This is a genomic window from Streptomyces sp. NPDC057099, from assembly GCF_042671245.1.
Taxonomy (GTDB): Bacteria; Actinomycetota; Actinomycetes; order Streptomycetales; family Streptomycetaceae; genus Streptomyces; species Streptomyces purpurascens.
Genome location: NZ_JBHUTX010000010.1, coordinates 25911 through 39945, shown reverse-complemented (window position 1 = coordinate 39945; position 14035 = coordinate 25911). Strand labels below are relative to the sequence as shown.

The following is a 14035-nucleotide window of genomic DNA, read 5'->3' as shown; positions in this document are numbered from 1 at the left end:
GTTCGCAGCGTAGCCCGACGAAGCGGCGGGGGCGGGGTGTTGTGGAGTATCGGGTGATCAGCGTCGGCGAGTTCGGGTGTTCAGCCCGGCGAGGCGAGCGACCGCTGCCTCACCCGCTCCAGATGCCGGGCGAACACCTCGCGCGCGTCCGGCGTCAGGGTCCGCAGGGCCATCAGGGCCGTGATCGCCACGTCGCACAGCTCCGACTGGACGTCGTCCCAGTCGTGGGTCACGCCCTTGCGCGGGTTCTGGCCGGTCGCGCCGATCACCGCCTCGGCGACCTCCCCGACCTCCTCGGACAGCTTCAGGATGCGCAGGAGCACGCCCTCGCGGCCCTCGACGGGGCGGTTGGTCTCGAGCCACTCCCACAGGGTGTCGATGGTGCCCCACAGCTCGGGCGAGGCCGGGGCGGGCGATGTCTGATCGTTCATGGGGCGGCAGCCTGCCACGAGGGTCTGACAACGAGCCCTCGCCCTACTCCAGGTACTCCTCGTCGAACAGCGGGTCCTGCTCACCCTCCTTCGCCTTCCGCAGCCTCCTCGTGCGCGCCCCCACGACCAGCACCGTCCCGGCCGCCGTCGCCGCGAACGCCGCCGGGATCATCCAGCCCCGGTTCACCGCGTGCCCGAGCAGATGGTCCAGGGAGAGCCGCCCCGGGCCGGTGACGGCCAGACCGGCGGCCGTCAGGCCCAGCGTCGCCGCGTACTCGTAGCCGCCGCCCTGGTTGAAGAACCCGTTCGGGGTGTGCACCGCGGCCGCCCCGGCCATCGCCCCGGCCGCCGCGGCACCGGCCGCCGGAGTGGCCAGGCCCAGGGCCAGCAGCGTGCCGCCGCCGGTCTCCGCGAGGCCCGCGGCCGTCGCGCTCACCTTGCCCGGGACGTAGCCGACGGCCTCCATGAACTGCCCGGTGCCCTCGATGCCGCCCCCGCCGAACCAGCCGAACAGCTTCTGCGTGCCGTGGGCGGCCAGCACACCGCCCGTCCCCAGCCGGAGCAGCAGCAGGCCCAGATCACGTCGGTCGTAACGGCTCACGTCGTCTCCCGGAGCGGACGGCACGGCGAAGGGGTGTTCCTCGTCGTGCTTCCACCGTCGCACCCCTGACCTCCCGCGACACCCGGCGGAGCCGCCCGGGACGCCGTTCGGGTGGCACGGGTGGCGGGGGCCGCCGACCGGTACGAGGCTGACTGGCATGACGATTCAGACCACGCGCCTCAGCGACCCGGCCGTCCGCGCCTTCGTGACCGCCGTGAACAACCACGACCGCGAGAGCTTCATGGAGCTCCTCGCGCCGGGCGCGACCATGGCGGACGACGGCTCCGACCGCGACCTCGCCGACTGGGTGGACCGGGAGATCTTCTTGTCGCACGGCCATATGCAGGTCGACAGCGAGTCCAACGACGGCCGTTCCCTCGTCGCCCACTACAACAACGACACCTGGGGCGAGATGCGCACCCGGTGGAGCTTCACGGTCGACGACGACGGCAGGATCTCCCGCTTCGAGACCGGGCAGGCCTGAAAGACCCGTAAAGCCCGTCCCCCGGGGTCTTGTCTTCGCGTGCGCTCCAACTCATAGCGTCCCGGGGCATGGAGACCACACGCACACTGGGACGCAGCGGCATCGAGGTGAGCGCCCTGGGCTTCGGCTGCTGGGCGATCGGCGGGGAGTGGCAGGGGCCCGACGGGCAGCCGTTCGGCTGGGGCAAGGTCGACGACGAGGAGTCCGTACGGGCGGTGCGGCGCGCCCTCGACCTGGGCGTCACCTTCTTCGACACGTCCGACAACTACGGCACCGGGCACAGCGAACGCGTGCTGGGCCGGGCCCTCGGCAAGCGCAGGGCCGACGTCGTCGTCGCCACCAAGTGGGGCTACCTCTTCGACGAGCGGACGCGGACCGCCGACGGCAGCGACGCCTCCCCGGAACACCTGCGCCGCGCGCTGACCGCGTCCCTGCGCCGCCTCGACACGGACCATGTGGACCTGTACCAGTTCCACATCGGGGACGCCGAACCCGAGCAGGCCGCGCGGCTCCGCGACACCTGCGAGGACCTGGTGCGCGAAGGGCTGATCCGCGCCTATGCCTGGAGCACCGACGACCCGGCCCGCGCCGCCGTGTTCGCCGAGGGCCCCCACTGCGCCGCCGTGCAGCACGCGCTCAACGTCCTCCAGGACGCGCCCGAGATGCTGCGGCTGTGCGAGGAGGCGGGCCTGGCCAGCATCAACCGCGGTCCGCTCGCCATGGGGCTGCTCACCGGGAAGCGCCGGGCCCGTCAGCCGCTGGAGAGCGGGGACATCCGCAGCAGGCCGCCGGCCTGGCTCCAGGGGTTCGGTGACGGATCAGGCGCCGACCCCGAGTGGCTCGCCCGCGTCGAGGCCCTCCGCTCCCTCCTCACCAGCGAGGGCCGGACCCTGGCCCAGGGCGCCCTGGCCTGGCTGTGGGCCCGCAGCCCCGCCACCGTCCCCATCCCGGGCTTCCGCTCGGTCGCGCAGGCGGAGGAGAACGCGGGTGCGATGGCGAAGGGAGCACTGACCGGCGGGCAACTGGCCGAGATCGACCGGCTGCTCGGGCGGTAGCCGTCGTCGAGCTGTGCGGCAGTCGTTCCACGTACCGGTGCGTACCCCGCGGTCCCACGCGGGGTCCACCCCCACCCGGTGCCGTGGAACGACTGCCGCCTCCCCCCTGGATGTGGCTGACGGAAGCTCCCTGCTCCAACTGTGAAGCTTTGGTGTAGGAGAGTTGAGCATAAGCGCCCTACCGGCCGCAATAGTGCGGACGTTGCAATTCCGCTTGTGCAGGTTGACGAGTTGACGACCGCGGGTCCGGCGCTCAGCCGCGCCCGATGTACGGCATCGCCGTGGCCAGTACGGTCGCGAACTGCACGTTCGCCTCCAGCGGCAGCTCCGCCATGTGTCGCACCGTGCGGGCCACATCGGCGACGTCCATCACCGGTTCCGGAGCCACCTCCCCGTTCGCCTGGAGCGCTCCCGTCTGCATACGGGACGTCATGTCGGTCGCCGCGTTGCCGATGTCGATCTGCCCCACCGCGATCCCGTACGGCCGCCCGTCCAGCGACAGGGCCTTGGTCAGGCCGGTCAGCGCGTGCTTGGTCGCCGTGTAGGCCACCGAGTGCGGCCGGGGCGTGTGCGCCGAGATCGAGCCGTTGTTGATGATCCGCCCGCCCCGCGGGTCCTGCTCCTTCATCTGCCGGTACGCCGCCTGCGCGCACAGGAATGCCCCGTTGAGGTTGGTGTCCACCACATGCCGCCACGCGTCGTAGGGCAGCTCCTCGACCGGCACACCGCCGGGCCCGAACGTGCCCGCGTTGTTGAACAGCAGGTCGACCCGCCCGAAGCGCCCGACGGCGGCCTCGAAGAGGGCGGCCACGTCCTCCGGCCGTGAGACGTCCGTCCGTACGGCGAGAGCCGCGCCCTCGGGCGCCAGGGCCGCCGTCTCCTCCAGGGTCTCCACGCGCCGGCCCGCCAGCGCCACCGACCAGCCCGCCCGGAGCAGTTCCACGGCCACCGCCCGGCCGATACCGGAACCCGCCCCGGTCACCACCGCGACTGCATTTTCCTTGGCATTCATGGGCCCGCAGCGTACGGGAGGCCCCGCCATCCGGAACTCATCCGTCCGTCATGTGCGTGCGGTGTACACGTCGACCAGGTGTCGACCCCGGCCACTCGAATGCCCCGTGCAGCCATTCGCCAGGGGAGGACCGGATGACACCCGCAGCACGCCCGTCCCAGCACGCCCCCGAACTCCGCGCGGCCGCCCGGCACATCGGCCGGCGCGGCTTCCTCACCACCACCGGGGCCGCCGCAGCGCTGGCCTTCGCGACCAATCTGCCCTCGGCCGGAGCCGCGGCCGCCGCCGAACTCGACGCCGCGCGGATCACCGAGAACCCGTTCACGCTGGGCGTCGGCTCCGGCGACCCCCAGCCCGGCTCCGTGATCCTGTGGACCCGCCTCGCACCCGCCCCGTTCCAGGCCGACAGCGGACTGCCCGCCGAGCGCGTCACCGTCCAGTGGGAGCTGGCCCACGACGAGCGGTTCCGCCGTATCGCCCGGCGTGGCACCGTCACCGCGCACCCCGAGTTCCACCACACCGTCCACCTGGAGGTGGACGACCTGGAAGCCGGCCGGGTCTACCACTACCGCTTCCGCGTCGGCCGTTGGGTCAGCCCGGCCGGCCGCACCCGCACCGCCCCGGACCCCGGCAGCCGCGTCCAGGAACTCACCCTCGCCGCCGTCTCCTGCCAGGCCTACCACGACGGCTACTACACGCCGTACGCCCATCTCGCCGCCGACGACGTCGACCTCGTCCTCCACCTCGGCGACTACCTCTACGAGTACGCCGTCGACTCCGCCGGCGGGCAGCGCAAGTACACCGACCGCACCCTGCCCGACCTGTTCAACCGCGAGACGCTGACCCTGGACGACTACCGCCTGCGGTACGCCCTCTACAAGTCCGACCCCGACCTGAGCGCCGCACACGCCGCGCACCCCTTCGTCGTCACCTGGGACGACCACGAGACCGAGAACAACTACGCCGACGAGATCCCCGAGAACGACGTCCCGCCGGAGGAGTTCCTGCTGCGCCGCGCCGCCGCCTACCGCGCCTACTGGGAGAACCAGCCGCTGCGCAGCCCCCAGCGCCCCTTCGGACCGGACATGCGGCTCTACCGCCGCCTGCGCTGGGGCCGGCTCGCCCAGTTCGACGTCCTGGACACCCGCCAGTACCGCTCCGACCAGGCCTACGGCGACCAGGCCCACGTCCCGGGACCCGAGTCCGACGACCCGGCGCGCACCATGACCGGCGCGACCCAGGAACGCTGGCTGCTCGACGGCTGGCGCTCCTCGCGGGCGCTGTGGAACGTCGTGCCGCAGCAGGTCATGTTCGCCCGGCGGCACATGGACGCGACCACCCCGTCACGGGTGTCGATGGACGCCTGGGACGGCTACAGCGCCTCACGCCGGCGCGTCCTCGACGGGGCGAAGGCCGCCGGCGTCGAGAACCTGATGGTGCTCAGCGGCGACGTCCACTCGGCGTACGCCTTCGACATCAAGGACGACTTCGCCGACCAGGCCTCGGCCACGCTCGGCACGGAGATCGTGGCCACCTCGGTCTCCAGCGGCCGGGACGGCGCCGACAAACCCCCGACCTGGGACACCTACACGGGCGCCAACCCGCATCTGAAGTTCTTCAACGGACGGCGCGGCTATGTGACGGTCGCGCTGGGGCGGGAGTCGGCGCGGGCCGATTTCAAGACCGTGCCGTACGTGACCACGCAGGGGGCGCCCGTCACGACGGCCGCGTCCTTCGTGACGGAGGTGGGGGAGCAGGGGCTCAAGCCGGCGTGAGGCGCGGCTCGCCGCTCTCGCCGGGGTAGCGGACGCCGACCCGGTCCCGGATCGCGTCGAGCGTCCGCATCACGGCGAGCGTGCCGTCGAGCGGGACGAGCGGCGACTCGGTCTCCCCGGCGCGCACGGCGCGCATCACCTCGGCGGCCTCGTGGCGCAGGCTGTTGCGCGGCCCGTCCGCCGGATCGGCCGTGAACTCCTCGGCGTCACGGCCGTCCCGGTGCAGCACGAAACGGTCCGGGAAGAAGAACCCGCCCGGGACGTCGATCCGGCCCCGCGCACCGGTGACCGAGGCGGAGGTCGCCGTACCGCCGACGATCGAGCAGTGCACCGAGCCGAGAGCGCCGCTCTCCCAGGAGAACAGGGCCGCGGTCTGGAGGTCCACGCCCTCGTCCGAGAGCGTCGCTCGCGCCGTGATGTCCGACGGCTCCCCGAGCAGCAGCTGCGCGAACGACACCGGATACACGCCGAGATCGAGCAGCGCGCCGCCGCCCAGTTCCGGGTTCCGCAGCCGGTGCGAGGGCGGGAACGGGCCGGCCAGCCCGAAATCGGCCTGCACACTGCGCACTTCACCGATCGCACCGTCGTCCACCAGGGACTTCAGCCGCCGCACCAGCGGATTGCAGTACATCCACATCGCCTCCATCAGGAAGCGCCCGTGCTCCCGCGCCAGCGCGACGAGTTCCGCCGCCTCGCGCACGTTCAGGGTGAACGGCTTCTCGCACAGCACGTTGCGCCCGGCCGCCAGACACAGACCGGCGGCGGTCCGGTGCGCCGTGTGCGGTGTGGCGACGTAGACGACATCGATGTCCTCGTCCCGCGCGAGCTGGTTCCAGTCGCCGTACGCCCGGGGTATCCCGAACCGCTCCGCGAACGCCTTCGCCGACTCCTCGGACCGCGACGCCACCGCCACGACCTCCGCGTCCGGCAGGTCGATCAGATCCGCCGTGAACGCGGCGGCGATCCCACCGGTCGCCAGGACGCCCCACCGCACCGTGTCCGCCGTCATACCGCGCCGCCTTCACCTTGTGACCCCGAGCAGTCCGTACGAGCTGAGAGCATAGGGGGCGATCGAATCGAACAGGGAGGGACTCATGCCCGAGGGTGGGGCGTCCATATCGAACACCGCACAGGGGGCACCAGCAGGGACGGAGCGCCCCGACCTCACATCGCACCGCCGCACCGGGCTCCTCGTCACGTTCCTCCTCGGCAGCCTGACGGCCGTACCGCCGCTGGCGATGGACATGTACCTCCCGTCCCTGCCGGAGGTCACCCGCTCCCTGCACGCGCCCGCCGCGACCGTCCAGCTCACGCTCACCGCCTGCCTCGCCGGCATGGCGCTCGGCCAGCTCGTCGTCGGGCCGATGAGCGACCGCTGGGGGCGCCGCCGCCCGCTGCTCGCCGGGCTCGCCGTCTTCGTCGTCGCCACCGTCCTGTGCGCCCTCGCCCCCACCGTCGAGCTCCTGGTCGCCTTCCGGCTGGCCCAGGGCCTCGCGGGTGCCGCCGCGATCGTCATCGCCCGGGCCGTCGTCCGCGACCTCTACGACGGCATGGCCATGGCCCGCTTCTTCTCCACCCTCATGCTGATCTCCGGGGTCGCCCCGATCGTGGCGCCGCTGATCGGCGGACAGGTGCTGCGCGTGACGGACTGGCGGGGCGTGTTCGTCGTCCTCACCGTCATCGGCATCGCGATCGGCGTGCTGGTCTGGACGAAGCTGCCCGAGACCCTGCCGCCCGCCGAGCGCCACAGCGGCGGCGTCGGCGAGGCCCTGCGGGCGATGCGCGGCCTGCTCGCCGACCGGTCCTTCGCCGGCTACACCCTCACCGGCGGCTTCGCCTTCGCCTCGCTCTTCGCCTACATCTCGGCGTCCCCCTTCGTCATCCAGGAGATCTACGGCGCCTCCCCGCAGACGTTCAGCCTGCTGTTCGGCGTCAACTCGGTCGGGCTGGTCCTCGTCGGCCAGATCAACGGCAAGATCCTGGTCGGCCGGGTCAGCCTGGACCGGGTGCTGGGGATCGGCCTGACGATCGTCATCATCGCCGCGACCGCGCTGCTGCTGATGTCCACGGGAGTGTTCGGCGAGGTCGGCCTCGCGCCCGTCGCCGTCGCGCTCTTCGTGCTGATGTCCGCGATGGGCATCACCCTGCCCAACACCCAGGCCCTCGCCCTGATGCGCACCAAGCACAACGCGGGCTCCGCGTCCGCCCTGCTCGGCACGTCGTCGTTCCTCATCGGCGCGATCGCCTCCCCGCTCGTCGGCGTCGCCGGCGAGGACACCGCCGTCCCGATGGCCGTCGTCCAACTGGCCGCCGCACTGGTGGCAGTGGCCTGCTTCGTGGGAATGTGCCGACCTTGGAAGGCCTCGAAGGACGCGACGACTCAGAGCACGCGCGTGAGCGTGGAGGGAGAAGACAGCTGAGCGCACCGAGACTGCGCGACGGCACGCCGGAACGGGCCGGACTCGACCCCGCGGAACTGCGTCATCTCGTCCGGGAGGTCCACGTCCTCACCACCGGGCAGCGCCCCTGGGCACCGGGCGCGGTCCTGGTCGTCGGGCGCGGGCCCGTGATCGCGGTGGAGGAGGCGGCGGGCTGGGCCGTGCGCTACTCGGCCTACGACGAGGACGCCGACGCCGGAGTGGAGCTGCCCGCCGAGGACCGGGTCCCGATGACCGTCGGCACGCCCTTCGACCTGGCGTCCCTCACGAAACTGTTCACGTCCGTGGCCGCCGTGCAGCAGATCGAGCGCGGCACGCTGGGCATCGACGCGAAGGTGGGGGCGTATCTGCCCGACTTCACGGGGGCGGCCCGGCACGGCGTCACCGTGCGGCAGCTGCTCACCCACACCTCCGGGCTGCGGCCCGAACTCCCGCTGTACGACTGCGCCGACGCCGCGCACCGGCTGGCGATGCTCCAGGCGGAGCCGCCGGTCGGGGTGCCCGGCACGTACTGCTACTCCGACCTGAACATGCTCCTCCTCCAGTACGTCCTGGAGCGTGTCACCGGCCGTACGCTCGACGTCCTCGTCCGCGACGGCATCACCCGGCCGCTGGGCATGACGGCGACGGAGTTCGGGCCCTGCCCCGGGGCGGCGGCCACGGAGGACCAGCGGCGGCCGTGGGCCAAGGCGGACCGGGGGATGCTGCGGGGCGAGGTCCACGACGAGAACGCCTGGGCGCTGGGCGGGGTGGCGGGCCACGCGGGCCTGTTCTCCACGGGCCGGGACCTCGCGGTGTTCTGCCGCACCCTCCTCGCCGGCGGCTCCCACGGCCCCGCCCGCATCCTCGGCCCCGACTTCGTCGACCTCCTCTTCACCCCACCCGGCCTCGGCTTCTCCCTCGACCAGCCCTGGTTCATGGGCGACCTCGCCGGCCGTGGCGCGGCCGGCCACACGGGCTTCACCGGCACGTCCCTCGTCCTCGACCCGGCGACGGACACCTTCCTGATCCTCCTGACCAACACAGTCCACCCACGCCGCCGCCGCCCGGACAACGCCCCCAGGGCAGCAGCGGCGGCACGGGTGGCCCGGGCAGTACGGGGGATCTGAGAGCACGGCTCTCCCAGGGGGCTGGAAGTGGGCGGTGGGCCGGTGCGCGAGGTCGGTTGTTCGGCCCGGGGCGCTCGGCTGACAGGCGTCGTCTGCCCCGCCTCGACCGGCCCTGCCGCCCGAGCCCCGTGAGCACCGCTCTCTCCCTCCCGCTCACCCCTCGTAGAATCGCCGGGTGAACGCCCCCGTACCCCCGGCCGCCGAAACCCTCCGTGCCGCTCTTGCCGGTCTGCTCGACGGGCTGCCGCCGCGGCAGGCCTCGCGGGCGGTGGAGCGGCTGATCGCCAGCTATCGGGGGGACACCCCGACCGATGCGCCGATCCTCCGGGACCGGGCCGATGTCGCCGCCTACGCGGCCTACCGGATGCCGGCGACCTTCGAGGCGGTGCGGTCGGCGCTCGAGGGGTTCGCGGATGCCGTGCCCGAGTGGGTGCCCGGCGGGCATCTGGACGTGGGCGGGGGCACGGGCGCCGCGGCCTGGGCCGTGACAGCGACCTGGGACGGGGAGCGGCCCGTCACCGTGCTCGACTGGGCCGAGCCCGCGCTGGCCCTCGGCCGGGAGATCGCCGCGGCCAACCCGGACCTGCGGGACGCGCAGTGGCAGCGTTCGCGGATCGGGGCGGCGCTCACCCTGGAGAGCACGGATCTCGTCACTGTCTCCTACGTCCTCAACGAGCTGACCGCCCCCGACCGCACCGCCCTCGTCGACGCCGCCGCGGCCGCCGCACAGGCCGTCGTGATCGTCGAACCCGGCACCCCCGACGGCTACGCCCGTGTCATCGAGGCCCGGGAACGGCTGATCGCCGCCGGCTTTCACATCGCCGCCCCCTGCCCGCACAGCGCCGCCTGCCCCATCGCCCCGGGCACGGACTGGTGCCACTTCTCGGCCCGGGTCAGCCGTTCCTCCCTGCACCGCCAGGTCAAGGGCGGCTCCCTGCCCTACGAGGACGAGAAGTTCAGCTACGTCGCCGCCGCCCGCTTCCCCGTCGAACCGGCCCCCGCCCGCGTCGTACGCAAGCCCCAGATCCGCAAGGGCCAGGTGCTCCTCGACCTCTGCGAGACCGAACCGTCCCTGAACCGCACCACCGTCACCAAGCGCCACGGCGACCTGTACAAGGCCGCACGCGACGCGCACTGGGGTGACGCCTGGCCGCCCGCACCCTGATCATCGGCCTCTTGTCAGGTACGCCTAAGATCAACTCGCGCCCTTGGGCGTGAGCATGACGTACCAAAAAACGGGAGAACCCTTTGAAGAAGCTTCTGATCGCTCCGGTGGCGGTCGCGACCCTGGCCCTGGCCGGCCTGGTCCCGAGTGCCTCCGGCGCGACGACCGTGCAGAGCGACGACATGACGACCGTCGCGGCCACCGCGAAGTGCAAGAGCCTCACGGCGCTGTCGAACGTCAACGTCCGCAAGTCGGCCACCACCAAGTCGACCATCCTGCGCCTCTGGTACAAGGGCACCAAGGGCTGTGACATCAAGGGTGTCGACGGCGGCTCGTACAAGGACGCCTGCGGGATCAAGAGCTACCACTACTGGCGCAAGGTCAACTACCGCGGCACCGTGGGCTACGTGCCCAACGTCTGCGTGAAGTACTCCTGACCGACCCAGCGGTGCAACGCGTCCTCCGCCGACGACCGGTCGGCGGGGGACAGGTCCGCGATGTCGACGCCGTGATTGCCGCCCGGCACCCACAGCATCCGCGCGTCGGGACCTCCGGGCCGGAAGTGCTCGGCCACGGCCGGGTCCTGGGCGCCGTTGACGAACAGCAGCCGGCTGCCGCGGCGGCGGACCCAGCGGTCGATGTCCGGCATCGCGGCGGAGTCGAAACGCAGCGGGATGTCCCGGGGAACGAAGTTGCGCGGCTCGATGCCGCCCGGGTGGCGCAGCAGATCCGCCAGGTGGGCGGTGGGGACATCGCCGTACCCCAACTGCGTGCCGATCTGATACCAGTACGGGATGTAGTTCCGCGCGGAGTTGTCGGCGTACAGGGACAGCCCCGCCCAGCGGTCCAGCCACGTGTAGAGCTCGTCGACCGTCGCCCGCGGGCCGGGGATCGCGGCGATGTCGGCCGGCGTCGCACGCTGCCAGAACATGAACAGCACACGCAGCACGGCGATTTCGAACGCCTTGTCGGCGCTGCCGACGATACGGAAGGTGTCGCCGGCGGCGGACGCCCAGGCCTCGTAGCGGGCGACCAGCTCGGCCCGGTGCGACAGCATCCGGCGCTGGGCGGCCTTGACGGCCTCGCGGCCGGGGGCGGTGCCGACCGTCTCCAGGAAGCGCAGGCAGGCGGAGTCCTCGCGGTCGTCGACGTTGTTCGGGGCCGAGTAGACCACCGTGCCGTCCACGTCGCCGGGGTGGAAGCGCCGGTGGTAGAGGCTCGTCATGCCGCCCTTGCTGCTGCCGGTGGAGAGCCACGCGCCGGGGTAGAGCCGGCGGAACAGGCACACGACGCGGTGGTGGTCGTCGGCGGCCTGGCGGATGGTGAGATGGGTGTAGCCGGGTCCCGCCGGGCGTGAGGTGCCGAAGTAGCGGTGTTCCACCTGGAGTTGGTTGGCGCCCAGCAGCGTCGCCGGTTCGGAGAGCCGGGGGGTGAGGACCGCGTGGTAGCCGGTGCTGAACAGCACCGTGGGCCGGTCGGCGGCGGTGTGGAGCAGGGTGAGGCGCTGCTCGAAGGTGCCGGCGGCGGGGTCGGTGTGGTCGACCGGCTGGCGCAGGCCCAGGACGAAGTGGCGGTACCCCGGTCCGGCGTCGTTCCGCTCCTCGATCAGCCGCAGTCCGGGCAGCGCCCGCAGGCTGTCCGCGATGTCGGCGTCCCCCGGCCGGGGCCGTCCGTCCGCCGCCCGCGCCGGTCCGGCCGCCGTGACGGCGAGGCCCGCAGCGGAGACCGCGGAGACCGCCGAGACCGCCGAAGCCGCCGAGGTGAGCAGCCGTCGTCTCGTCCACACGCTCATCGTGTTTCCTCCCGGGTGTCCGTCGGTCGCGGTGTTCGGTCGCGGTGTCGCGACCGCTTCAGTACATCCGCCGGACGTCCCGGGAGGATCCCGCGCGCGAGGGGAGTCTCTCCCCCGGGCGGGGGAGGCTCACGACGACCGGTCGGTCGTACCGCCCTCCTGTCCTTCCCGCTGTTGCTGTCGCTTCTCCTGGAGCTTGCGCAGCAGCTCGCGCTTCTGGGCCTGCGGATCGAGACCGCCGCCGATCCGGCCGCCCCGGCCCCCGCCGCGCAGCGCGCCGCGGCCGAGGTTCTTGCGAGATCCGCCGACGCCCAGCATGTTTCCGGCTCCGCCTCGGGTCATGTCGGGGCTCCTCTCCTGTAATGCGATGACGATGCGACGAGACGTTTCGTCTCGCGCGTTACCCTCACCACTGTCAGGCGAGACGCACCGTCTTGTCAACCTGATAAATTCGAGCCATGAGCCTGAAGAAGCCCGCGCAGCCCGCCCCCGACTCCACCCGGCGCAGCGAGAGGTCCCGTCGCGCCATCTACGACGCCGCCCTCGCGCTCGTCGCGGAGGTCGGCTACCCCAAGACCACCATCGAGGGCATCGCGGCCCGGGCCGGTGTCGGCAAGCAGACGATCTACCGCTGGTGGTCCTCCAAGGCCGACGTCCTGCTGGAGGCCTTCCTCGACCTGAGCGAACAGGCCGCCCGGGACGCGGGTCCGGAGTACGAGTTCGCCATCCCGGACACCGGCGACCTCGCCGCCGACCTCAAGGCCGTCCTGCGCCTCACCGTCGACCAGCTCCAGGACCCCCGCTTCGAGGGCCCGTCCCGCGCCCTGGCCGCCGAGGGGGTGGTCGACGAGCAGCTGGGCCGCGTCGCCGTGGCCAAACTCCTCGAACCGTCGCTCCAGATGTACGCCGACCGGGTGCGCTCCGCGCAGGAGGCCGGCCAGGTCCGCCCGGACGTCGACCCGCGCATCGCCCTCGAACTCTGGGTCTCCCCCCTCGCCCAGCGCTGGCTCCAGTACACCGGCCCGATCTCCTACGAGTACACCGACACCCTCGTCGACTACGCCCTCTACGGCCTCACGCCCCGCTGAAAGGCCCGCCGGGCGTCCCGCTGGGTGCCCTCCCGGGCCTCCCGGGCCTGCCGGGCCTGCAGCTCGGCGATCCGCGCCAGCCGCCCCGGCGCGTCCGTGATCACCCCGGTGCACCCCAGCGCCAGTACCCGGTCCCGCTGCGCGTCCGTCACCACCGTGTGCGCCCACACCCGCGCGATCCCCGAGTTCACCGCCCGCGTCAGGTCCGCGTCGCGCGCCCGGTGGTCCACGTCCAGCAGATCGACGTACGACCGCCAGCGCTCCGGGCGGTCCGTGCGCAGCTGCCGTGCCGAGCGCCACACCTGGGTGAGCAGGCCGAGGCGATGGGCGCGCCGGGCCACCCGGGGGTCGTTGGAGTTCACGAAGACCGAGCGGGTCAGGCCGCGGGCCCGGATCAGGCCGGCCAGCGGGTCCAGGCTCCGCGGATCCTTCGCCTCCAGCATCAGCACGGTCCGCCCGCCGAAACGGTCCAGGACCTCCGCGACCGTCGGCGGCCGCTCCGACCGCCAGCTCCCGGGCAGCACGTCCCTCGGGCGCAGCCGTACACCCTGCCACTCCCGGACGTCCAGGCCGCGCACCGCGCCGCCCAGGTAGGTGGTGCGGTTCAGGGTCTCGTCGTGGAACACCACCGGCGTGCCGTCGCGCAGCAGCCGCGTGTCGAAGTCCAGCACCTGCGCCGTACCGCGCCGGTAGGCGGACATCAGCCCCGACATGCTGTTCTCGGGAACCTCGTGGGCGCCGCCGCGGTGTGCGACGTACGTGATCCGGGGGAGTGCCGCCACCGTCAGCGGGCCGCTGCCCCACTCCAGCGGCAACGGGGCGGTGCCGTGTGCCGTGAGGGTCAGCGCGACCACGGAAGCCGCGGTGGCCAGGCCCGTCAGCGCGATCGTTGTGACCATGGCGATACGGTAGGTCGCCATATCAGGTCAAAGCGGGCAATGACACCGATCTCGGTGCGGCATATGCCTCGCTCGCCCCACCGGTACCCGTCTCATAGCTCCTGCCCCGGATGTGGGCACTGGCCCCCCGGTGCGCGGGAAGATGGGACCATAGGGCATGCTGTTCCGCACGACGGCGAGGCGAGG

General features: G+C 72.4%; 15 protein-coding genes. 8 read left to right on the top strand and 7 right to left on the bottom strand.

The window, feature by feature from the left end; genetic code table 11:
- Positions 1–80: 80 nt before the first annotated feature.
- Positions 81–431 carry a MazG-like family protein gene (locus tag ACFT4A_RS16145; protein ID WP_382830367.1) on the bottom strand — a complete coding sequence of 117 codons (351 nt, stop codon included), beginning with the start codon at positions 429–431 and terminating at the stop codon, positions 81–83.
- Between the two features lie 43 nt (positions 432–474).
- Positions 475–1032, bottom strand: coding sequence for a DoxX family protein (locus tag ACFT4A_RS16140; RefSeq protein ID WP_382830731.1), 558 nt, complete (start codon positions 1030–1032; stop codon positions 475–477).
- Positions 1033–1189: 157 nt separating this feature from the next.
- Between ACFT4A_RS16140 and ACFT4A_RS16135 the strand changes: the two genes are divergently transcribed.
- Positions 1190–1516: a nuclear transport factor 2 family protein gene (locus ACFT4A_RS16135; protein WP_189724715.1), complete on the top strand. Its 327-nt coding sequence runs from the start codon at positions 1190–1192 to the stop codon at positions 1514–1516.
- Positions 1517–1584: 68 nt separating this feature from the next.
- A complete protein-coding gene (locus tag ACFT4A_RS16130; protein WP_382830365.1) occupies positions 1585–2571 on the top strand; it encodes an aldo/keto reductase in 987 nt (328 codons plus the stop codon).
- 253 nt (positions 2572–2824) lie between these two features.
- Here the strand turns inward: ACFT4A_RS16130 and ACFT4A_RS16125 are convergent, their stop codons facing one another.
- Complete coding sequence (locus ACFT4A_RS16125) at positions 2825–3583, bottom strand: SDR family oxidoreductase (protein WP_382830363.1); 759 nt, start codon at positions 3581–3583, stop codon at positions 2825–2827.
- 134 nt (positions 3584–3717) lie between these two features.
- On the opposite strand from ACFT4A_RS16125, the gene ACFT4A_RS16120 reads away from it, so the two are divergent.
- Positions 3718–5358 carry an alkaline phosphatase D family protein gene (locus tag ACFT4A_RS16120; RefSeq protein ID WP_382830360.1) on the top strand — a complete coding sequence of 547 codons (1641 nt, stop codon included), beginning with the start codon at positions 3718–3720 and terminating at the stop codon, positions 5356–5358.
- Here the strand turns inward: ACFT4A_RS16120 and ACFT4A_RS16115 are convergent.
- Positions 5345–6367: a Gfo/Idh/MocA family protein gene (locus tag ACFT4A_RS16115; protein ID WP_382830359.1), complete on the bottom strand. Its 1023-nt coding sequence runs from the start codon at positions 6365–6367 to the stop codon at positions 5345–5347. The two genes, ACFT4A_RS16120 and ACFT4A_RS16115, sit on opposite strands and share 14 nt — an antisense overlap.
- Before the next feature lie 85 nt (positions 6368–6452).
- On the opposite strand from ACFT4A_RS16115, the gene ACFT4A_RS16110 reads away from it, so the two are divergent.
- From ACFT4A_RS16110 to ACFT4A_RS16095, 4 genes are all read left to right on the top strand, one after another.
- Positions 6453–7778 carry a multidrug effflux MFS transporter gene (locus ACFT4A_RS16110; RefSeq protein ID WP_382830356.1) on the top strand — a complete coding sequence of 442 codons (1326 nt, stop codon included), beginning with the start codon at positions 6453–6455 and terminating at the stop codon, positions 7776–7778.
- A complete protein-coding gene (locus ACFT4A_RS16105; protein WP_382830354.1) occupies positions 7712–8905 on the top strand; it encodes a serine hydrolase domain-containing protein in 1194 nt (397 codons plus the stop codon). Before ACFT4A_RS16110 ends, ACFT4A_RS16105 begins: the two co-directional genes overlap by 67 nt.
- Before the next feature lie 175 nt (positions 8906–9080).
- Positions 9081–10070, top strand: coding sequence for a small ribosomal subunit Rsm22 family protein (locus ACFT4A_RS16100; protein WP_382830352.1), 990 nt, complete (start codon positions 9081–9083; stop codon positions 10068–10070).
- 83 nt (positions 10071–10153) lie between these two features.
- Complete coding sequence (locus tag ACFT4A_RS16095; protein ID WP_382830349.1) at positions 10154–10507, top strand: hypothetical protein; 354 nt, start codon at positions 10154–10156, stop codon at positions 10505–10507.
- Here ACFT4A_RS16095 and ACFT4A_RS16090 read toward each other — a convergent pair.
- Positions 10474–11862: a S28 family serine protease gene (locus ACFT4A_RS16090; RefSeq protein WP_382830346.1), complete on the bottom strand. Its 1389-nt coding sequence runs from the start codon at positions 11860–11862 to the stop codon at positions 10474–10476. The two genes, ACFT4A_RS16095 and ACFT4A_RS16090, sit on opposite strands and share 34 nt — an antisense overlap.
- A gap of 129 nt (positions 11863–11991) precedes the next feature.
- The gene (locus tag ACFT4A_RS16085; RefSeq protein ID WP_382830343.1) at positions 11992–12204 is read right to left on the bottom strand and encodes a DUF6243 family protein; all 213 of its coding nucleotides are present in this window, start codon (positions 12202–12204) and stop codon (positions 11992–11994) included.
- Between the two features lie 116 nt (positions 12205–12320).
- Here ACFT4A_RS16085 and ACFT4A_RS16080 point away from each other — a divergent pair, with 116 nt between their 5' ends.
- The gene (locus tag ACFT4A_RS16080; protein WP_382830341.1) at positions 12321–12950 is read left to right on the top strand and encodes a TetR/AcrR family transcriptional regulator; all 630 of its coding nucleotides are present in this window, start codon (positions 12321–12323) and stop codon (positions 12948–12950) included.
- On the opposite strand, the gene ACFT4A_RS16075 is transcribed toward ACFT4A_RS16080, so the two are convergent.
- Entirely contained in the window at positions 12929–13849 is a 921-nt protein-coding gene (locus ACFT4A_RS16075; protein WP_382830338.1) for a glycerophosphodiester phosphodiesterase, read from the bottom strand. The genes ACFT4A_RS16080 and ACFT4A_RS16075 overlap by 22 nt on opposite strands.
- Positions 13850–14035 lie beyond the last annotated feature (186 nt).